The following is a 21,519-nucleotide window of genomic DNA, read 5'->3' on the forward strand; positions in this document are numbered from 1 at the left end:
CTCACCTCCATCGCCCGGAAGCATCGTGAGCAACCGGCCATCCAACTGGCGCACCTACAAGCGCGCATGGAATGTCAGCGAATGCCGATTCGCCGGCTACGCCAATCCGAACTTCTCGATGGCCTTGGTGATTCAAGCTTGATCGCTTGTCACATCGATTGCGTAAACCCAAGATTTACCGCAGCGTGCCAGCCGCAGCATTCGATGCGAGCGGCGCAGACGTGTTCACCAGCACCCGCTCGCCGGCCAGCCGCTGCGCCCTGCTGCGCGACGCCTGCCACGCATCGTTCTGCCGCAATGCCTGATACACGCTGGCCTCCACCCATGCGGCGCGCCAGTCCAGATTGCTCCAGGTGGAAAGCTGTCCGCTGACGGCAACCGCTTCGGCCACCCGCCCGCTGTCCAGCAGTGCGGTTGCATATTGCTGGCCGACGGCAACGGTAAATTCGGGCACACCGAGTTTGTCGGTGTCGGCCATGGCCTGCTTGAGCAGCGCCAATGCCTGCTCATGCCGTCCTTCGCTCCAGGCCTGCAGCGCCTGCGCGCGCAACAGCATGATGGCAATCCACGCATCCTGTCCGGACAGCGATGCGGACCACGCGCGCATGGCGTCGACGGCCGGCGCAATCTGCGCGGTTTTGCCGTTGCGCTGCAGAGCCTGTACCTGGATCAGCCACGCCTGGGCATAGTCGTGTGCATTGTCCTCGCCGCGCAGGGCGGTGCCGGCGAGGGCCTTGGCGATCAACGGCAAGGCTGCCGGCGCATCGCCGCTCTCCAGTGCGAGCTGGGCCAGCTGCATATGGGCTCGTGCCGCTACGTCCGCCTCCTGTGCTGCATCGAGCTGCGTCAGCATCTGTTCCAGCAAACTCCTGGCCTCGGCGCTGCGGCCGTTGTCGGCCAGCGCAAGCGCGCGCGTCAGGGTGAGCTGATGGCGGGTGTAGTCGTCCAGCAGGTTATGGTCCAGCGGCCAGAAGCGATCGGTAGCCGCCAGCTCTTCCGGAAATTGCAGCAGCATGCGCTGCGTGGCGGCCATGCCGTCCAGTGCCACCGGCACCAGCACGTGCACGCCCATGCGCTGGTACTGCTCATACGCGCGCTGGAATAACGGCAGCGCAATGCCGTACTGCTCGCGCCGCTGCGCGATCATGCCCATGGCGTAATCCACTCGTGCCTGCCCCACCGTATTGCCGGCGAGGTTGTAATTGACGCGCGCCAGACCGAGGTCGGAAGCGGCCTCGTTTTCCTTGCCCTGAAAGTGTTCCAGGTGTGCGCGGTTCAAATAGGCGTCGGCCAGCGCCTCGGTATCGGCTTGGCCCTGCAGCAGATGGATCGCCTCGCTGAGGGCGGCCTCGCCTTCAGCGAAGCGCTGCTTGCGGCTGTAGACATACCAGAGCGCCGTCAGCACCTTGCCGCGCAGCACCGGCTGCTCGCTGGCGGAGAGCTGCTTGCGCAGGTCGGTGAGAATCTGTTCGCACGGCGCGAGCTGGCCGATATCGCAATCGAGCTGAGCCTGGCGAAATGCCAGCTCCGGCGTTTGGCGCAGTGCGGCGGGTGCGTTGTCGATCAGTTGCCGTGCCAGCGCGGGCTCGTTGGCCAGTTGCGCGGCTTCGATGCGCAGCAGGTATTCCGGCTGCGATTCGCCCGCGGCCTGGCGATCGCTGCCGCGCTGGAGACCCAGCTGCATCAGCAGCAAACCGCTGGCGTTGCGGGTCGCCACCAGCACGTCGCGATCGGCCGCTTCCACCTGCCAGTTGCGTCCGTCCCTGCTCCTGGCATGGAGCTGCACGCGCCAATGGCTGTCGACCAGGCTTACGTGCGGACGGACTACCAGAGCGAAGGAGGCCAGTGCGTCGCTGGTGCCGCCCTGACTGAGCAGACCCAATACATCGCGGCTGTTTTCGGTCGGCACGGCCGCATCGCGCAGGCGGGTGGAAATCAGATCCATCAGGCCCAGGCTCAGCCATTTCCAGTCTTCCTGCGCATCCACGTCGGCCGGCAGCACCACGGCCGCCCCCTGCTTGAACTGCAGCGCTACGGGTGCAGGCGGCGTGTGCTGCCGCTCCCACAGCAGATAGCCGCCGGCGAGCGCCAGCATCAGCAACAAGGCAATCAATACGGAACGCCGTGTCTGCTGTGATCGTGGTGGTGCGATGGCCATACTGCCGTTGGTATCGGCGGCGGCTTCAGTCACGGGCTGATCCTGCACGGTCACCGTGGTCTCGGGCATCCAGCGATAGCCCACGCGCGCCACGGTCTTGATGTAGTGCTGCTCGTTGCCGTCGTCGCCCAGGGCACGGCGCAGACGCGCGATGGTTTGTGCCAGCAGGTTTTCGCTGACGTCGGCACGCCCCCACACGGCGGCGACCAATTCGTCCTTGCCTACCGGGCGTTCGCGATGCTCGACCAGATACACCAGGCAATCGAAGGCGCTGGCGGCGAGCGCGACCGCGTTGCCATGGCGCGTCAGCTCGCGCGCCAGCGGATTGAGATAAAAATCGTCGAAATGGTAGAGCGGGCTTCCCATGTGATTTTTACCGTCGTCCTGGAGGTACGCGACGCAGCTCGCCCGCCGAAAGACAGCCAAGCCTGCGCAAAGCCTACTCGTTTGCGCAGAGCGCGTGTCGAGGGGCGCGGAATGTAGCACAAGCACATGAATTTCAAAGCGAAACCGGCGACGGCTGCGAACCGCATCACAGCCGCCGGAAAATGGCCCAATCGAACTGGCACTGGCGCCGTTACGGACAATTACAAGGACGTGCCAAACCTCTAGCCTTTGTCACGCATCGGCGTTCCGCGATGCCATGCATCGATGCAGACGCCATGTTCGCGCAAGGCGTCATCCGCACGGAACGCCATGCACGACGATCCCCCTCACCGCCCGGGATCGTCACAGGCCGATGGCGCCGGCGATGCCCTTCACATCGTCGGCGCCATTTTTACGCGCGCATCGCTACCAGGTCACCGCTGCACCGACACTTGCGCCGGCGTCGCCGCGCGTGTTGTCGGTGAGATTGAGTTTGTAGACCCAGCGCCCGCTTTCCGACACCGTCGACATGCCGACCGCCATGCCGGTCTGTCCGTGAAACGTACCGAAAGCCACGGCCGCCGCATTCTGGTTCGGGCGATAAGCCTGCGGCAAACCCGCCATGGCCATCGCCGAGGCAACCCCTGCATTGGCACGCACGGCCACGCTGTTGAGGTTCTGACTGATCGCCTGCAGACGCTGGTCGGTGTAGCTGCGCGCCCAGTTTTCCGCGGTCTGGATGCCGCTATTGAGCTGGCCGAGGTTGACCGCATCGCCGCTCGCGGTGCCGTTGGCGAGATCGTGAATCTGTGCCGGCGCACCGTTCGCGCCCAGCGTGATATCGCCGTAATCGACGCTGCCATCGCTGCCGCGGCCGTACTGCACGGTGGCCGCCTGCACGGCATTGAGCTGGCCGACGTTGGCCGCATCGGTGGCTGCCGTGCCCGCGGCAACCTCGGTGACGCGGCGTTGCTGCGTAGACGAACCGACCGATACCACATTGGATGCACCGCCGTCGCTGGAACCGGCGCCGATCGCCACAGAATTGCTGCCGCTCGACTGGGCAGCAGTGCCGATTGCCGTACTGCCCGCGCCGGAAGCCTGGCTGCCATTGCCGATGGCGTTGCTGCCGTTGCCGCTCGCCACCGCCGAAGCACCGGCGGCAATGGTGTTGCTGCCGCTGGCCGAGCTCGCAGCACCCGCGGCATTGGCCTGGTAATACTTGCCGCCATTGCCGCTGCTGTTGACCGTACTCACCGCCTGCGTCAGATGGCTGATGGCCGTGTTGTCGGCATCGAGCTGTTGATTGACGGCGCTGACCGAGCTGTTGATCTGGCTGAGCACACTCTGCACTGAGGTATAGGTGCTGCCGCCGTAGCTCAACGCGGTGGTGAGCGTGCCGGTGGTGCTGTTGTAGCTGCTGGTTCCGCCCAGTGCCAGCGCCATGCTGTTGCCCAGGCTGGTGGCCTGGCTGCCGACGGCGGCAATCGCGCTGGTGGCGGCGAACAGCTCGCTGCCGTTTACCGCATCGGTGCTGCTGGCGCTGATGCGTCCCGCCGCAACATTGGTGATGCTGCGCTCGCTGCCGACATTGCCGATGCTGATGGTCGAGCTGGGCGCGGTGCCCGCAACGCTGAAGGTGCTGCCATTGATAAGCAGGCTGCTGGTGCCCACCGCGGCTGCCGTGACCGAACCCGAACCCAGCGCCACCGCATTGGCCTGCGTGGCGCTGGCACCTACGCCCAGTGCGAGTGCGCTTTGCTGGGTCGCCCTGGCGGTGGTGCCGATGGCGATGGAATCGCGCCCCGATGCCACTACCCCGCCCTGCCACGCATCGCCGATCGCAATCGAACCGGCCTTGTCGGCCTGCGAGCCCGAACCGACCGCCACCGCCATATTCACGGCCGAACCATCGCCCGACGCCACGGCGCCCGAACCGAGCGCAAGGTCATAGTTGTTCTTCGCAGTGGCGCCGGTGCCGAGCGTGACACTATTGGTATTGGTCGCCGCCTGCGCATGCAGCGCCGGCACGATGGCGGCAAACACGCCGGCCCAGCAAAACAGATAATTCGAGCGAATGGCTTGCACTTTCATGGTGACGCCCCCCTGCGGCGTGGCACGACAAATTCCGGGCACTGCAAAACGGCATGGAGCACCCGGCACCTTGCAGAACATCCAGCAAGCTGGGATCAGTACGGAGGCAGCGGCCATGCGCCGCTTCGATGCGCATGCCCGCTTGCGCCTGGCGCGCAATGGGACGGTAAAACGTTCAAACGGTACCGATAGCGCCTATGCCCAAAGCATGGATACATGTGCATCGTAGAGACGCCGGCACGCGCACGGCATGGGGAGACGCGGCCCAATTTCTGTCCTGGCGGGACAAGCGTTGTGATGCAGATCACGCGGGCGCGGCAGCTTGTCCCGAACAGACTGGAATATGGCCCGCACTGCCATGTGCATGCATGGGTGGCGCATGCAAGATGAAGGCGCATCCATCCTTATCGATGCCGACAGTCAGACGCGATCTGCGGCAGTAGCGTTGCGACCCGGCAAAGAGAGTGGCTTGCACAACGGTTAGTTTTACTCCCGTTATAACCGTTGTTTAGACTGGCGGCGCCGGTGGACATTCCGCTAAATGTCTTCCCGGCGCCTTTTTTTGCCTGCACGCCGGCCATCCAACTAGGGCAGCCGCCTGGGCGCCTCGGGCAACGGCCGGTCACCGGCCAGCTGCTGTGTGCGGGCACGCGCGCTGTTCCAGGAATCGTTCTGTCCGAGTGCGCGATAAATGCACGCCTCCAGCCACGCGGCACGCCAATCGGCATTGCTCCAGATCGACATGCGCCCGCTTACCGCCATGGCCTGGTCGAGCTTTCCGGCTGCAAGCAACGCCAGCCCATACGGCACGCCGGTGCTTACCACCACGTCGGGCACACCGAATTTTTCAGCCAGCTCCATCGCCGTCTTCATCTGCGCCAACGCAGCATCGTGCTGGCCGCTGCTCCACAGTTGCGCCGCCCTGGCCTGGATCACGTAGACATCCACCCAGTCGTCCTGGAATGCGAGATGGTCGCGCCACGCCTGCATCGCGGCCGCTTCGCGCGCGACATCGGCGGTATGCCCGGCCTGCTGCAATGCATTGATCCGGGTCAGCCAGACCGAGGCGTAGTCGCGCTGGTCGGCCGATGCGAGCACCGGCAGCAACGCCTTGGCGGCGAGTGCCGCCGCGCGCTCGTTGTCACCGATGCTGAAGGCAATCTCGGCCAGCAGCTTGTGGGTTTCGGCCAGCAAGCCGTCGTCATCGTCCGGCCTGGTATCGTCGACCAACGATTGCGCCAGCGCAGTGGCTTCGCCGCTGCGGCCGTTGTCGGCCAGCGCAATGGCGCGCACCATGCTCAGCTCGCGCCGCATCTGGCGATCGATAAAACCAAGATCGTGCGCATCCAGCGGCCAGAAGCGATCGGTGGTCGCCAGCTCATCGGCATACTTGAGCAGCATCTTCTGCGCATTGGCCATACCATCCAGCACCGACGGCAGCATGGAACGCATGCCCATGCGCTGAAAGCGTTCGTAGACACGCTGCAACAAGTTGATGGCGGCATCCGGTTGCGCGCGGCGCTCGGCCATCAAGGCCATTTCGAAATCCGTCTTGGCTGCGCCAACCGCATCGCCCGCGAGCGCGTACGTTACGTGGGCGCGGCCGATGTCGGCGGTGGCATCTTCCAGTTTCCACAGCAATTGTTCCACGTAGGAGCGATCGAGCAAGGCGGTGGCCAGTGCTTCGTTGTCATGCCCTTCCAACGTATGGATGGCATCGGTGAGCGTGGCCACGCTTTTGGCGAAATCGCCTTCCTGTTGGTAGATCAGGCCGAGAATGGTCAGCACCTCGCCGCGCACCACCGGATCGGGCTGGCGATCCAGGCGCTTGAGCAGATCGAGCAGGCCTTGCTTGCACACCGCGGTCTTGCCTTCGTCGCAATCGATTGCGGCCGCAATGAACACCAGCTCCGGATCGTCGCGCAGATTGGCCGGCACATGCTCCAGCAGCGCCCGCGCTACCGCCGGCTGGCCCGCCAGCCGCGCCGCGTCGATGCGCTGCACATATTCCAGGCGCGAGAGCGAACTCTGCGCCGCATCGCCTTTGACGCCATAGCCCAGCTGGGCCAGCAGCACATCACTGGCAGCGCGTACCGCCTTGAGCACATCGGTGGAGGAGGCCTGCGCTTTCCAGCTGCGGCCGTCCGCGCTGCGTGCATCCAGTGTCGCCTGCCAGTTCTCGCCGTCCAAGCTGACCTGCGGCTGCACTGTCAGTGCAAAGCCCATGCGTGCCGGCAGCTCGGCGGCTGGCGTGCCCGCGGCGTCCTTCAGCAATTCGAGCACGGCCTGGCTGTTTTCGGTGGGAATGCTGGCATCGCGCAGGCGGCTGGAGACCAGGTCCATCAGGCCGAAGTGCAGCCAGTTCCAGTCGGCCGGCGCATGCACGTCCGCAGGCAGCACGATGGCCGACCCTTTGTCGAAACGGATGGCCGACGACGCGGCCACGGAATGATGGCTGCGCCACACGCCATAGGCACCGAGGCCGATCACCGCGCATGCACCGACGGCAAGCAGATAAAGCCACGTGCGCGTGGACCGGCGTGCGGCGGCAGTCGGCGCAAGCGCAGGCGATGCTTCGCCCTGCACCTGAGCTAGCGGCGCGGCATCCTCGGCCGGCGCTTCGACCACCTGGATGTCCATCGTCCAGCGATAGCCGACGCGCGCCACCGTCTTGATGATGTGCTGCTCGCTGCCCGCATCGCCAAGTGCGCGCCGCAGCCGCACGATGGTCTGCGCCAGCAGGCTGTCGCTGACGTCGACGCGTCCCCATACCGCGGAAATCAGCTCGTCCTTGCCGACCGGGCGTTCGCGATGTTCGATCAGGTAGACCAGGCAGTCGAAGGCGCTGGCCGACAGCGCCACCAGCTCGCCGTCCTGGCGCAATTCCCGCGCCAGCGGGTTGAGGCTGAACTGGCCGAAGTGATAGCTGAGGTTCCCCATGGGGGGATTTTATCATCAGGCGGCGAACGAACTTGCGCCGGCCGCCTTGCATCGAGCCCACTGATCGCTACAGATAGCGACTCCAGCGGATGATGCTGGCATTGGTATTGCTGCCATTGTTGTTGGTGGATGCGCAGCTCTGCATGCACGGCACGCTGCCCGGGTTGTAGCTGCTCGGCAGCTGGCTGAAATTGAGCAGGGTCGCGCCACTGAGGCTCACCGGCTGCGTGTCGCTGGTGTTTTGCGCCGCCGCGGTGATGAAGCCGTTGATCGAGGTGCTGCCGCCGGTATCCAGATCGTTGCCGGCCAGCACGCTGCCATTGATCACCGAACTGGCGCCCACGGTGATATTGCCGCCGGAAAACACGCCGTTGACATAGCCGCCGGCCAGCAGCGCCACGTTGCCGATGGGATTGTCCAGCAGCGACTGGCTGGAGGCGTTGCAGAAGGTGCTCGGATAGACGCCGTTGAAATCGGCTACCTGCACCGGATCCAGGGTCATGCCGGAGGGCGTGCTGTTAGTGCACATTTCGGCGTAGCCGGCGTAGTTGGGCGCATCGATGCGGAAGCTGCCGCTGGTGGTGATGCTGCCAGTGGCAATGGCGGTGTCCAGGTAATAGCCGTTGCTGAGATTCAGATCGCCCTGGAACCACAGCACGCCGCGCGCAAAGCTGCGGCCGCTGACGGTCCACGCGCCGTTGCCGTAGGAAAGACAGTCGTTCTCGGTCGCCTGCCCCTGGCAGATGGTATTCCCCGGCGTGGCAGGCGTGCTGCATTGGCCGACACCGTTGCTATTCAAGCTGCCGGTGACCAGCTGCGTACACAGAAAATCCTGGTAGCCGCGGCCATTGCTGAACGGATAGGAGCCAAGATAGTACGTGCCGGCCTGGATGCCGACGACATTGGCCACGGTCACCTGGATCGCGCCGTTGACCACCTGGAACACATAGTTGGCCGACGACTGCAGCGCATAGGCATCGATCGCCGGCCGGCTGATCGTTACCTGCTGCAGCGGCGTGATCGCCACCGCCGGTACCGACACGGTGAATCCCGGCGACACCTGCACGTTCGACGACATGTACGGGCTGGCCTTGTTCAGCGTGCCGCCGATGATGCCGGTGACACCCGAACCCCAGGCATTGATGTTGAGATTGCCCTGCGCCTGCAAGGCACCGATGCCGCCGAAGCCGTTGACGTTGACATTGCCTGAGGTGGTCACGCTCTGTGCGCCGCCGCCAGTCAGCGTCACATCGCCCTGCGCGGTGATCGCGGTGGAACCGGTGCTGCCGCCGGCATAGGTGACGCTGCCATTGGCCTTGATGCTGGATACGCTGCCGCCGCTGCCAGTCCAGTTGACGTTGCCCATGGTGGTAATCGAGCCGATCGACACACCGCCGGCGGTAACGTCGACATCGCCGATCGCGGTTACCGCCGTCGCGCTGCCGCCGGCGAAGGTCACGCTGCCGTTGGCGGTGATCACAAAGGGATTAGCGCCGCCATCCACCATCACATTGCCGAGCGCGCTGATCTGGTTGACGCTGGCGCTGCCGGTCACCGTCACGTCGCCGTTGGAATAAATCTGGTTGACGTGGATGCCGCTGCCCACGCGCACATTGCCGGTAGCGTTGATCGAATTGACGCCGGTGATCGAAGCATTGTCGAGCGTGACGTCGCCCTGCACATTCAAATTGGCATTGTTGCCGCCGAGCACCGTGATGCCGCCGGTCATGTTCAGGTTTTTGTAGATGTTGATGGTGCTGATGTTGACGCCCGGCGTGGTCGAGCCGCCGTTGCCGGTGGTGCTGCTGCCCGGATTGGGGGTGACGTCGTACACCACCTGCAAGGTGGCCGTGCTCGACGCGCTGGTCGCGGTTGCCGCGGCGCCGGCGATATTGGCCACCACCCGGTATACGCTGCTGCCGCTGGCGGTGTTCTTGGCCACGCTGACGATGCTGACGCTAAGGCCCGACAGGCCCGAGACCTGCAGCGGTCCCGACAGCTTGGCAATTGTGTCGGCGCTGGCCACCACCAGGTAGCGGCGCACGATTTCCGCGCCGGTCCAGGCCGATTGCTGCGCCGGCGTCATTGCATGCAGGCTGAGCTGTCCTTCCTGCGAGCTGCGCATCACATGCACCACGCCGATGGAGGTCACCGTCATCGCCAGTCCGATCAACAGGACCAGCAGCAGGTTCATCACGCCGCGCTGGCGAGAGCGCGCGGCACGGCTAGCAATGGATGGTGTGGACATGCGTAGCCCTCACAAGTTGAAGTTCGGCAGGCACACGGAAAACACCGGGATCGCATCGAACTGGGCGGATGCGGCGGTGGAGGCAGAGGCCACGCCCGAAGCGGCCGCAGTGCTCTGGGCCTTCAGGTAGTAGCTCACCTGCAGGCTGCTGATCGCCGTGGTCTGGCCGTACGGCCAGCAGGTGGCCGGCGCCAGCTGAAAATTCGAGGCGGTGCCGATGCTCCTGGTCGAGGCCAGCTGATGTGCCTGCCAGGTGAGGCTTTGCCACTGCGCCGCGTTGCCGCAGCTCACCGGCGCCAGCCAGGTCAGGCCGGTGCTGTCCAGGTCGCTGCTGCTGGTTGCGCTGTTGCCGGTAATGACCAACCCTTCGCACACATAGGCGGACGGATCGGATGCGGCGGATGCGCCGGTCGGGTTATAGCCCCAGATCACTGCGTTGCCGCTCACCGTGGCCGCATACGAGGTGACTGCGGTACCGCTGAGCTTGCCACCCATCAGGGCTGCATCGCTCAATACGATCAGGTCGGTGCCGGCCGCCGCGCTGGCCACACCGAAGCCGGCCTGCTGCAATTGCTGCTGCGAGGCCAGCGAACTGGTGGCGAGCTGGCCATCGATCCTGGCCTGCGCATTGACCTGGTGCGAGGTGCTGATCAGCGTCTGGTACAGCACCAGCATGGCGGCGATCGACAGCAGCCCGATCACCAAGCCGATCAGCATGCTGATCAGGGTAAAACCCGACGCTGGCCGCGGGCTGCGCATCAGCACGTCACCGTGGCATCGCTGCCGACCTTGATCGCGCCTTCGAAACTGCCGCCATTGCTGCCCGGCACGCACAGCACCACGCTGGCAGGCTGTGCCACCGCCAGTCCGCCGACGGTGACATTGCCGGGCGTGGAGCATTGCACGTCGAGCTGGTGCGCCGAAAAATTGACCGGCATCACCACCGTGGCCATGCCGTTGTTGCCGGCGCCGCTGCACAGGCCGGGCCCGTATTGCTGCAGCAGCACGCGCATCTGGGTGACCGCCGCGCCGTTGGTGCGCACGTTCTTCGCGCTGATCGCCATGCGCGAGGTGATATAGGCGGTGCCCGCGCCGATGATCGACATGATCAGCACGCTGATCAGCGCCTCCAGCAAGACATCGCCGCGCTGCTTGCGCACTTCAGGGTAGCTGCACGTTGAACGCATCTTGGGATCCCACCAGCACGTTAAGAGATGAGCTCGTGCAGGTCAGGCTGCCCACCGAGGTGGACAGCGCGATGCCGCGCTCGTTGAAGGCCACGCATTGCATGGCGACCGCGGCTGCCGCCGTGGTGGAGGCACTGGCCAGCAGCGGCGCCTGCACGATCGAAGCATCGGTCGGCAATTGCATGCCCCATTGCTGCGACTGGCTGCAGTCCGCGCCGGACGCATCGGCGGCCACCACGCTGAGATTGCGGCCCGACAGGCAGGTCACCGCCACCGGCAGGGACTGATCAGTCAGCCCCTGCGGATTGCGCAGCGCCAGCGCCTTGGCGCGCCCCAGCCCTTCGGTCAGCATGCCGGCCGCATCGCGCTGATGCGCCGACTGCACCCATGCGCTGGTCAGTGGCAGCCCGACCATCACCAGGAAGGCGAGCAGCGCCAAAGTAACCATCAGTTCGATCAGGCTCAGACCGCGAATTGAGACCATCCGTTGTCGATGCATGGCGGCTCACCAGGTGGTGACCGAACCGCAGCCGCTGACCGAACCGATCGTGTTCGGATCGATCCGCTGCTGCACGTTCGCACTGGGCAAGGTCAGCACGCAGCTGGCCAGCGGACCGTCGATGCCGGTGGCGGTGAGCGTGTAGGTGGTCGACGCGGAGGCAACGGTATAGACGAAATCCTTGCCCTCGGCCGGACGCCAGCCCTGGTAGGCCGCCTGCGTCTGGGCGGTGCTGCTGGTGGCGTGCGCGCTGTATTGCAGCTCGCGCTGGAATTCGTTTTCCAGGTTCAGCGCCAGCGCACTGAGGTCGCTCTTGGCCGACTGGATCTTGCTGCGCGTGATGTAGCTGCCATACGTGCTGATGGCGATCGCCGCGAGCACGGCAATGATCACCACCACCGTCATCAGCTCTATCAGCGTAAAGCCGCCGGCATGCCGATGCATCGAACGGGAAGTCCGGTTTTTCACCCTATTTCGCCCCTGTAGCCATTCGCTGATGTGCACTACGTCAACGATTTACACAGGACGAAATCGTAGTGTTGAAGGCTGCACATCGACATGGCATGAAGTGGCCCATTCCCTATCCGGGTGGGCCATCTGCAGGCGTGCGCGCATCGATGGCCTCAAGTGACAGCGAAACGAGCTGTTTCAGCAATGGTTGCCGCAACGGCGCCCGCGGATCATGCGCCCATTGAACGAACTGCGCGATGACGCACATGCCGCTACGGGCGGCTCCCAGCCATGCATCACTCTTCGATGGTCGCCGCCATGCAAGCAAGCAGCGCGCAACAGCTTCGTCCCTTGTGCGAAGACGCGCTGGCCGCGCTGTGCGACAGCCGCCCCGAAATCAGCCTGGCGCTGATCGCCACCGCCGACGCGCGCCTGCTCAGCAGCCGCACACCGGCCGGCATGGATGCGCATCGCCTGGCGGCGATGACTTCCTCGCTGCTGGCGCTGGGCGAAACGCTGTCCAGGGAACTGTCCGGCGGCGGTTGCCAGTCGGCCATGCTGTCGATGCACAACTACACCTGCGCGGTGGTGCACATCCCGCGCGCGCATCAGTCGCTGGTGCTGGCAGTAGGCGTGCGGCAAACCATCATGCCGGCCCTAGCCAGGCGCATGGCGCTGGACCTGGCCGAAAAAATTTCGCTCGCGCTCGATGCACTCGAAGCCGGCACGCCGGACTGAACGGCACTCCTTTCACTTACTCACGGAAACCACATGGCAACTTTCAGTCTTGATTCGCTGCGCGGCATCGACGGCTATATCGCCAGCGCCCTGGTCGACGCCGACAGCGGCATGCTCATGGCCGGCGACAGCAATGCCGGCATCGACCTGGACCTGGCCGCCGCCGGCAATGCCGAGGTGGTGCGCGCCAAGCGCCGGGTGGCCGAAGCCTTGAAGCTCGGCGAGGCGATCGAGGACATCCTGATCAGCCTGGAACGCCAGTACCACCTGATCCGCCCGCTGGAATCGAACAAGAACGTTTTTCTCTACGTGATCATCGACCGGCAGCGCTCGAACCTGGCAATGGCGCGCCACCACTTAAAGGGCTTTGAAAAGTCGCTCGACTTTTCCTGAGCACACGCACGCTTTCTCTTTGGCAGGTACGGCCCCATGAACATTCAGATCGGCGTGGCGGGAGTTCCCGAGGAACTCGAACTGCGCCTTTCACTCGCTTGCGGATTGCTGGCTGCGGCCCAGCTGCAAGTGCATCTGCAGGCATGGAAAGGCCGCCCTTGTCAGTTGCTCGTCGTCGACCTGGATAACGGCTACGGGCGACTGGCCTGCGAAGTCGCCAAGCGGCGCGATATTCCGGTGCTGTGCTTCGACACCAATGCGCCGAACGCCGACGGCATGCCGCGCATCGATCGGCACGCCCCCGCCGCGAGCATGGCCAGGACACTGCAGGAACTGCTGCTGCCCGGCACCGCCGCGGTGGAAGGTGTGGATGGCCTGCTCGGCATCTGCCTGCACGAGATCGGCTGCGACGAGGAAGTGCTGGCCCGCCACGGCCACATTGCCGTGGTCGTGCGCCACGCCGCCGGCCGCATCCACGCACGTTCGATGAGCGAATTGCTGGCGGCGGAAGCGCGGCTGCTCGACGGCTCGTGGCTGTCAGGCCTGCGCCCGCAGCAGAACGAACGCGAATACGAATGGCTGGTGTCGCGCAGTCTGGAAAGTTTCCTGGTGATGGCTTGCCGCCGTCATCAGGCCAGCCTGCCGCTGCTGGATGGGGCTGCTTATCGCCTGCGTCGCTGGCCCGACCTTGGCGGCGTGGCCGACGACCTGGATTCGCTGCGCCTGGCCGCCCTGCTCTATCGCTCGGCCTGGCGCATGCCGGAACTGGCGCAGCACACCCGCATGGATGCGCGCCAGGTAAACGCGTTCTTGTGGGCAACCCTGGTCAGCGGCGCCTTGCACAGCGACGAAGCACCGGTATCGCCGGCGTTCGCCGCCACCGCACCGCTGGCGGCACCGTCCATCCTGCGCCGCGTTGCACGCCATTTTGGATTGAGGATCGGCCATGTTGACGCCTGAACCTGATTACGCCATCAAGCTGCTGTTTGTCGGCCCGGTCGGCGCCGGCAAGACCACCGCCATCCGCGCCATTGCCGATACGCCGCCGATTTCCACCGACGTGCCCTGGACCGATGCCAACGGCGGCAGCAAGCAGACCACTACGGTGGCCTTCGACTACAGCACCATCCGGCTCGACCAGGAGGAAACGCTGCACGTCTACGGCCTGCCCGGGCAACATCATCTGGACTTTATGGCGCCGATCGTCGGGCGCGGCGCACTCGGTGCGGTGCTGTTGCTGGATGCATCCTCCGCCGTGATGCATACCGACTGCGTGCACAGCATCAAGGAATTGCAACGCAGCAGCCCGGGATTGAAGTTCGTGATCGGCGTCACCAAGGCGGATCTGGCGCCGCGCTTCTCCATGCAGACGCTGCATCAACTGCTGCAGCAGATGAATCTGGCCGTGCCGATCTTCAGCATCGATTCGCGCGACCGCGCACAGGTGATGCAACTGGTGCGCGCCTTGTTGCTGTTGCTGTAGCGGATAGCTTCAGGCGGCGATTTCGCCGCGCTGCAGGCGGTACGGCAACTTGGCCCGGTATTGGCTGGGCGATTCGCCGGTCCAGCGCCGGAACGCGCGGGTGAGATTGGCCGCATCCGAATAGCCGCGCCGTTCGGCGATTTCATCGATGGTCATGCCGGTGTTCAACACATCGCGCAGCACTTCGCTCTTGCGCGCCTCGTCGACCAGCTGGCGGAAATTCAGGCCGAGCAGGCGCAGCTTGCGCTTGAGCGTGCGGCTGGACATGCACAGCGCCTGCGATACCTCTTCCATGCCGGGATAGCTGCCGTTGTCCAGCGGCAGCAGGTTCTTGATGCGCACTACCAGGCAATCGCTCTGGCCCAGGCGCAGGCGTTCGTCCTCGAACTGGTCCTTGGCCTGGCGCAGGGCCACCGCATTGGCGGTGGCCAGCGGCAGTTCCAGATAGCGCTCAGGCATGCGCACCAGGCACATGCCGGTGCTGTAGCGGGTGCGCGGCAGGCGCTCGGCATAGGCGGCGAAATGGGCGGGCTGCTCGTCCTTGAACCAGATCTCCACCTCCGGCAACGCTTCGCCGGTCAATTGGGCGCCGAGGCAGGCGGTCATGGTTACCAGCCGCTCCAGCGCGCAGGCGCGCATGGGGGCGCCGGGCGAGAGATCCTGCAGGTGCAATTCCAGCTGGCCGTTGCGCCGGTGGCTGGACAGGCAAAAGCCGGCGGTGCGCAGGTCCAGGTATTCCGTCCACAGTTCCAGTGCTTCGCCCAGCGTGCGGCAGCTCATCAGCGCGAAGCCGAGCAGGCCATGCCAGGTGAGGCGGCTGTGCAGGCCCAGCTCGAAACCGATGCCCGCATTGCCGCTGAGCCGGACGGCGTTGGCCAGCAAGGCGGCATCCTGCTGGGTGGTCAGGCGCAGGCCGCCTTCGAGCTGGGCCGTGCCGATGCCGGTGTCGGCCAGCGCCTGTTCCGCCGGAATGTGACGCCGCTCCAGCCACTGCATCAGCCCCGCGGCATATTCGGCCGACACGTCGGCCCGGTACCAATCGTTCATCGCATCTCGCCCCTTCAGCAAGATCTGGGGCCGTTCCGCAACCGTCTGCGGAACTGGACAGCCGCCAGTTGAGGGGATGCTCGGGACAAGCGGCGAATCGCACATGCGTTTTGGCTATATGGGCGATGCGTTTGTTATGACAGGAGGGAAATCAGTGGGTTATATGGTGCGAAATGCGGCTGGCGGCCCGGTGACAGGGTGTTGTCATGCCTTGTCATGACAGCCCCGCGGATGCCCGGAGCGTGGCTGCTGGAGTCTGCCGCAAGCTCGTACGCCCCCACCCCGACCCGCCCCTGCCTTCGCAGGGGCGGGAGACAGATGAGCTCACGTGTCGCCGACGCGCAGTGCCGGCGCCGGTATGGCGTGACCGGGGGGCACGGCGAGCTCGGCGTTCACCATCGAGACCCCGCGTGCTTCCGGTCCGAACGCAATCAGCAGTATCAAGCTCACCGCTACGGTGCCGGCCACCAGCAACAGCGCGTAGCCGTAGTCCATGCCGTGGCGCTCCGCGATGGCCGATTGCAGCACCGGATTGATCGAGGCCAGGAAGTTGCCGAGCTGGTAGACGAAGCCCGGGAAGGTGCCGCGGATCTCCGCCGGGGACAGCTCATTCAGGTGCGCCGGCACCACACCCCAGGCGCCCTGCACTGCAAACTGCATGACAAAGGCCGCCGCGCAGATCCCGTATACATCGGTGCCGTGCGACCAGGGCCATACCGCCAGCAACGACAGTGCGCAGGCCAGCATGATGGCGCGGCGGCGGCCGATTTTCTGGCTCAGCATGCCAAAGCACAGGCCGCCGAGAATCGCCGCCACGTTGTAGACCAGCACGATATTGGTCAGCGCCGCATGCGACAGGCCCAGCTGCTTGCCGAGGAACAGCTTGGGATAGATGTCCTGGGTGCCGTGCGAGAAGAAATTGAAGGCGGTCATCATGGCGATGGCGTACACGGTCAGGCCCGAGTTCTTCTTCACCACCTGCAGCAGTGAGCTGCGCGGGCGCTGGCGCATGGCCTGGAACGCCGGGCTCTCGTGGGTCTTGGCATTGATGAAGAACACCAGCAGCGCCGGCGATGCGCCGACAAAGAACATGCCGCGCCAGCCCAGGTACTGGTAGCACAGGCCGAACAGCAGCGTGGCCAGGAAATAACCCGCCGGATAACCGGCCTGCAGCAGGCCCGAGACCCAGCCGCGCCAGCGCTCCGGAATCGACTCCATCACCAGCGAACTGCCGATGCCCCATTCGCCGCCCATGGCGATGCCGAACAAGGTGCGGATCACCAGGAACGACAGATACGACCAGGCCAGCCCGCTGGCGAACTCAAACAGCGAGTAGAGCAAAATCACCAGCATCAGGATCGGCTTGCGGCCGTAGCGATCGGCCATGCGCCCGAACACGAAAGCGCCGATCGCGCGCGAGGCCAGGGTCAGGGTGATCGCCAGCGTGATGCTGGTGATGCTTACGCCGAACACCTTGGCCACATCGTCGAAGGTGAAGATCAGGATAAAGAAATCGAACGCATCCAGGGTCCAACCCAGGAACGCGGCGATCACCACGTTGCGCGCCCGCGCGGTATCGATTGCTTGCACAGAAGACATGGAAAATTCCTGCCGATTGCCAAAACCAGGCCGGGCGCCTGCGGCAACCCGGCAACACTGCCTCAAAACGTGATGCGTACGCCGATCGAGGGATCGAACGAACCGCGTTGCAGATAACCGCTGGCGAAGCCGTCGTACACCCGCGACCATTGCAGGCCGCCGTAGACATCGAAGTGGCGGTTGAATTTCTTGTCGATCACCAGCGACAGCGCGTTGTAGTAGCCGCTGCACTGCGGCGAGCTCTGGTTCGAACAATCGTGCAGCCCGTAGCTGTCCTGTATGGCGCGGTAGTAGGCACCGAACAGGTCGATCGACGGAGTGAGCGCATAGCGCATGCCGACCCAGGCGATCTGCAGGATCTTCGGTCGCGGAAACGCATCGTTGTTCGGCACCACGAAATAGCCGCCGACGGTCTGCGTGCCGACCGCCATCGGCGCGGACGGATTGGCATAGCGCACATGCTCGTAAGCGGCAAAGAACTTCGCGCGCCCCGCATCGTATTCGCCCAGGAACATATAAGTGGTGTTGTCCGACACCGTGCCCGGCAAGGTCTGGTCGACCGGCAGGCCATAGCTGGACGAGCCCGGCGTAGTGAGCGCCGCCACCTGCGCCGCAGTCATCGGCGCGCCGAAGGAAATCGAATCGTTCTTGTGCGCCAGCACGCCATCGAACGACCACGCGCCGTGGCTTGCGCCCAGGTCGAGCTGATAGGCCGTGCCGGGCTGATCGGAGACCAGCGTGGCGTTGCCGAACTGATACATCGCGCCGCCATGGAAGGCGCCGTTCACCACGGTGTATTTCAGCACGCCGTCCAGCACGCGATCGCCGGTATCGCCATTGCCCGCAGGCGAGCCGAAGAAGCCGACGTACGAAAACGCCAGCGAGCAGCTGAGCGGGTCGTATTTGCACACGGCATCGTTGAGCAGCGTACTGACGCGACCGAAGGTGAGCGTGCCGTAGTGCGGCGACTCGATGCCGATAAAGGCGCGGCCATTGAACGCCTGCCCGGCGCGCCCGGAATCGCCATAGGATTTTTGCTGTGCCTGCGGCACGCCGTTATTGCGCGTCAACGAACCGGGACCATCGATCAAGGTGGCCGATGCCGGCAGAAAGCCGGTATCGAACTGGAACAAGCCCCACCAGCCGTCTCCCAATGGCTCGCGGCCCTTGATGCCGACGGTGGAAATGCTCATGCCGTTGGACGCCAGCGACAGGTTGGACTTGTCGCTGGACCTGATCAGAAAGTTGTTGACGTTGGTGGCCGCGGCATCGCTGAAGGCGCTGCCGTGCGTCTGGTAGGCCACGCCCAGATCGATGGTGCCGTATAGCGTGATGCCATATTTGGTGAGACTGTCGTCGCCCTGGCCATCGGCCATGGCTGCACCCGGCAGCGATGCCATCGCCAACGCCAGTGCCAGCGTACTGAACAGGTATCCGTGTTTCGGCATGCCCATTTCTCCCCGCGCTGCCTCGATAGGTGGTTGCGCTCCCGTGGGGCCGGAGCATGCGAGCGCAGCGGCGCGTGCTGAATAACACCATCGAGCTAGGTCCCGCCGGCCATCGCCACAGGCGCGGCCAGCGCCTTGTTTTTACTCGGCTTTAGGCCGCCTAATACTTTCCGGCTAAAGACCGCCCGCGGCGCGTTTCTGGCTTAGCATCTGCCTGCCGCCCCACTGGAACCACCGCACATCCATGCCTAGGCATTCATCCAGGGCTCTCACCGTCGGCCTGCTGCTGGCGCTGCTCTGCGTGGCGGCCGCCAGCACCTGGGCCGTGGCCCGGTATGCGCGGCAAAACGAATTGGAGCAACTCTCTGCGCAAGCACAGGCGCAATTGCAGGTGCGCGCATTGGCCTTGCAGCGACTGGTGGACCGCTACCGCGTACTGCCGACCGTGCTGGCGCTCGATCCGGAATTGCTCAACGCGCTGAGCGAACCCGCGGCGGCCATCGATGTGGCGGCGCTCAACCGCAAGCTGACCCAGGCGAACGGTGCCACGCATGTGTCGACGCTGACCCTGATCGATCGTCACGGCATGGCCATCGCGGCCAGCAACTGGAATCTGCCGTCCAGCAATGTCGGCATCGACTACAGCTTCCGCCCGTACTTCCAGCTGGCGATGCAGAACGGCCGCGGCACCTTCTACGGCATCGGCATTTCCACCAACCTGCCCGGCTATTTCATCGCCGAAGCGCTGCATGACGATCGCGGCCAGCGCATCGGCGTGATCGTGATCAAGGTGCCGCTGGATACGCTGGAACAGGAGTGGGCGAACAACGGCGATACCGTGTTGCTGAGCGATGCGCACGGCATTGTGTTTCTGAGCAATCAGCCGGCCTGGACCTATCGACCGCTGGCGCCGCTCAGTGCGGATGCACAAGCGCTGCTGGCACGCACGCACCAGTACGACAACAACCTGCTGCCGGCGGCGCGCCTGCTGGGCGAGCGCAGCCTTGCCAGCGACGGCCGGCTGGTGCAGGTTGCCCTGCCGAAGCTGCATCACGCGGTGGTGTGGCAGTCGATGTCGTTGCCGGCGCAGCAATGGACGCTGCATCTGCTGCGCGATGCGCAGCCGGCGACTGCCGCGGCCTATCGTGCCGCCCTGTTCACCCTGGGCAGCTGGCTGCTGTTGCTGCTGCTGGCGCTGTTCCTGCAGCAACGCTTGCGTGCGGCGCGCCTGCGCCAGCGCAGCCGGCGCGATATCGAGCGGCTGATTTCGCACTACGCCAGCGCGCTGCGCTCGGAAGAAGACAGCCTGGTGCATGCCGCGCTGCAGGCCATGGCCGGTCATCCGGACATGCTCGAACGCCTGCCGCAAGGAGTCAGCGTGATCGATGCGCAGCTGCGCCTGGTGGCCTGGAACGCGCGCTATGCGGAGATTTTCGGCTATCCGCAGACGCTGCTGAAAACCGGGCAGCCAGTGCAGGAGCTATTCCGCTATAACGCCACGCGCGGCCTGCTCGGCCCCGGCAATACGGAAGAAGCGATCCAGCGGCGCCTGAATTACCTGCGCCACGGCAGCCCGCATATGTACGAGCGCGAGCGCCCCGATGGCAGCCTGCTCGAAATCCGCGGCAGCCCGCTGCCCGGCGGCGGCTTCGTCACCAGTTATGCCGATATCGCCTTGTACAAGGACGCCGCGCGCGAATTGCGCACACTTACCAGCACGCTCGAGCAGCGCATCGAGAAAAGCACGCAGGATCTGCGCGCCGCCAAGGCCGAGGCCGAACGGGCCAACCGCAACAAGACCCGCTACGTGGCCGCCGCCGTGCACGATCTGTTGCAGCCGCTCAATGCGGCGCGCCTGTTTGCCGGCACCTTGAAAAACCACACCGCCGATGCGCCCACGCTGGAGCGGATCGAACGCTCATTGCAGGCGCTGGACAGCCAGCTCACCAGCATGCTCGATCTGGCGCGATTGGATGCAGGCGCCACCGCGCCGGATATCCGCAGCTTCGCGCTGGCGCCGCTGTTGCAGGAACTGGCGATCCAGTTCGGCATCATGGCGCAGGCCAAAGGATTGCAGTTGTCGTTCGTGCCCACCTCGGCCTGGGTGCGCAGCGACCCCGCCCTGCTGCGCCGCGCACTGCAGAATTTCCTGTCCAATGCGCTGCATTACACGCCGCAGGGACGCATCCTGCTCGGCTGTCGGCGCACCGCCGCGGCGCTTCGCATCGAAGTATGGGATACCGGCATCGGCATTCCCGCCGATCGGCATCACATCATTTTCCAGGAATTTCGCCGGCTCGATACCGCGGTGGATGCCGACGAACGCAGCGCCGGCCTGGGGCTTTCGATTGTGGAGCGCATCGCCAAGCTGCTCGGCCACCCGTTTTCGATGCGCTCGTGGCCGGGGCATGGCAGCGTGTTCGGCATTGCGGTCGAATTGGCGCCTGCCCTGCCGGCCGCGCAGGCGCATGGCGATGACGATGCCAGCGATTCGTTGCTGAAGAACCGCCATATCTGGCTGATCCAGGACGACACGCCGGCACGCCAGAAAAACAGCGCGATGCTGCAGGCCTGGGGCTGCCAAGTGCGTGTCTGCGCACAGCCAGGTGCCGCGGCCGCGGATGCCGGCGGCGAGCCCGAGCTGATGCTGGTCGATGGCCAATGGGAGCGTTTGAGCACGGTGCTGCAGGCGGTCAGGGACGCATCCGTTCGCAGCGTGCCGGTCATCGCCATGCTCGGCCGGGAACAGACCGAACTGGAAAACGTATTGCGCGAAACCGGCGTGCATATCACTTACCTGCCGCTGTCGGCGGCACGCCTGCGCGCGATGATGAGCCGGCTGCTGCTCAGCGAACCGCTGCGCTGAACC

The 21,519-nt window shown here is 64.9% G+C and carries 16 protein-coding genes; 5 read left to right on the top strand and 11 right to left on the bottom strand.

Annotation, left to right across the window (positions count from 1 at the left end):
- Nucleotides 1-175: 175 nt before the first annotated feature.
- The 8 genes from IGX34_RS15855 to IGX34_RS15890 form a co-directional block, all read right to left on the bottom strand.
- Nucleotides 176-2,524 carry a winged helix-turn-helix domain-containing protein gene (locus IGX34_RS15855; protein ID WP_192556700.1) on the bottom strand — a complete coding sequence of 783 codons (2,349 nt, stop codon included), beginning with the start codon at nt 2,522-2,524 and terminating at the stop codon, nt 176-178.
- A gap of 426 nt (nt 2,525-2,950) precedes the next feature.
- Nucleotides 2,951-4,618 carry a YadA family autotransporter adhesin gene (locus IGX34_RS15860; RefSeq protein WP_192556701.1) on the bottom strand — a complete coding sequence of 556 codons (1,668 nt, stop codon included), beginning with the start codon at nt 4,616-4,618 and terminating at the stop codon, nt 2,951-2,953.
- A 585-nt stretch (nt 4,619-5,203) separates the two neighbouring features.
- Entirely contained in the window at nt 5,204-7,558 is a 2,355-nt protein-coding gene (locus tag IGX34_RS15865) for a winged helix-turn-helix domain-containing protein (protein ID WP_192556702.1), read from the bottom strand.
- Between the two features lie 67 nt (nt 7,559-7,625).
- Nucleotides 7,626-9,806: a beta strand repeat-containing protein gene (locus IGX34_RS15870; RefSeq protein ID WP_192556703.1), complete on the bottom strand. Its 2,181-nt coding sequence runs from the start codon at nt 9,804-9,806 to the stop codon at nt 7,626-7,628.
- A gap of 9 nt (nt 9,807-9,815) precedes the next feature.
- The gene (locus IGX34_RS15875; protein ID WP_192556704.1) at nt 9,816-10,565 is read right to left on the bottom strand and encodes a PilW family protein; all 750 of its coding nucleotides are present in this window, start codon (nt 10,563-10,565) and stop codon (nt 9,816-9,818) included.
- Nucleotides 10,565-10,993, bottom strand: coding sequence for a hypothetical protein (locus IGX34_RS15880; RefSeq protein ID WP_192556785.1), 429 nt, complete (start codon nt 10,991-10,993; stop codon nt 10,565-10,567). The genes IGX34_RS15875 and IGX34_RS15880 overlap by 1 nt, the downstream gene beginning before the upstream one ends.
- Nucleotides 10,968-11,492, bottom strand: a complete 525-nt coding sequence (locus IGX34_RS15885) for a pilus assembly FimT family protein (protein ID WP_192556705.1) — start codon at nt 11,490-11,492, stop codon at nt 10,968-10,970. The genes IGX34_RS15880 and IGX34_RS15885 overlap by 26 nt, the downstream gene beginning before the upstream one ends.
- Nucleotides 11,493-11,498: 6 nt before the next feature.
- Nucleotides 11,499-11,936, bottom strand: coding sequence for a type IV pilin protein (locus tag IGX34_RS15890; RefSeq protein ID WP_192556706.1), 438 nt, complete (start codon nt 11,934-11,936; stop codon nt 11,499-11,501).
- A 297-nt stretch (nt 11,937-12,233) separates the two neighbouring features.
- Between IGX34_RS15890 and IGX34_RS15895 the strand changes: the two genes are divergently transcribed.
- The 4 genes from IGX34_RS15895 to IGX34_RS15910 are packed head-to-tail and all read left to right on the top strand — an operon-like array spanning nt 12,234 to nt 14,556.
- On the top strand, nt 12,234-12,680 hold the full coding sequence (locus tag IGX34_RS15895; RefSeq protein ID WP_192556707.1) for a roadblock/LC7 domain-containing protein: 447 nt from the start codon (nt 12,234-12,236) through the stop codon (nt 12,678-12,680).
- 33 nt (nt 12,681-12,713) lie between these two features.
- Nucleotides 12,714-13,073, top strand: a complete 360-nt coding sequence (locus tag IGX34_RS15900; protein WP_192556708.1) for a roadblock/LC7 domain-containing protein — start codon at nt 12,714-12,716, stop codon at nt 13,071-13,073.
- Nucleotides 13,074-13,109: 36 nt separating this feature from the next.
- On the top strand, nt 13,110-14,033 hold the full coding sequence (locus IGX34_RS15905) for a hypothetical protein (RefSeq protein ID WP_192556709.1): 924 nt from the start codon (nt 13,110-13,112) through the stop codon (nt 14,031-14,033).
- Entirely contained in the window at nt 14,020-14,556 is a 537-nt protein-coding gene (locus IGX34_RS15910) for a GTP-binding protein (RefSeq protein ID WP_192556710.1), read from the top strand. The genes IGX34_RS15905 and IGX34_RS15910 overlap by 14 nt, the downstream gene beginning before the upstream one ends.
- A gap of 9 nt (nt 14,557-14,565) precedes the next feature.
- Here IGX34_RS15910 and IGX34_RS15915 read toward each other — a convergent pair whose 3' ends face one another.
- From IGX34_RS15915 to IGX34_RS15925, 3 genes are all read right to left on the bottom strand, one after another.
- The gene (locus tag IGX34_RS15915; RefSeq protein WP_192556711.1) at nt 14,566-15,603 is read right to left on the bottom strand and encodes an AraC family transcriptional regulator; all 1,038 of its coding nucleotides are present in this window, start codon (nt 15,601-15,603) and stop codon (nt 14,566-14,568) included.
- 324 nt (nt 15,604-15,927) lie between these two features.
- A complete protein-coding gene (locus IGX34_RS15920; RefSeq protein WP_192556712.1) occupies nt 15,928-17,202 on the bottom strand; it encodes an MFS transporter in 1,275 nt (424 codons plus the stop codon).
- A 62-nt stretch (nt 17,203-17,264) separates the two neighbouring features.
- A complete protein-coding gene (locus IGX34_RS15925; RefSeq protein WP_192556713.1) occupies nt 17,265-18,650 on the bottom strand; it encodes a porin in 1,386 nt (461 codons plus the stop codon).
- A 244-nt stretch (nt 18,651-18,894) separates the two neighbouring features.
- Between IGX34_RS15925 and IGX34_RS15930 the strand changes: the two genes are divergently transcribed.
- The gene (locus IGX34_RS15930; RefSeq protein WP_192556714.1) at nt 18,895-21,516 is read left to right on the top strand and encodes a PAS-domain containing protein; all 2,622 of its coding nucleotides are present in this window, start codon (nt 18,895-18,897) and stop codon (nt 21,514-21,516) included.
- Nucleotides 21,517-21,519: the final 3 nt, after the last annotated feature.

This window comes from Dyella acidiphila (genome assembly GCF_014863405.1).
GTDB classification, from domain to species: domain Bacteria; phylum Pseudomonadota; class Gammaproteobacteria; order Xanthomonadales; family Rhodanobacteraceae; genus Dyella_B; species Dyella_B acidiphila.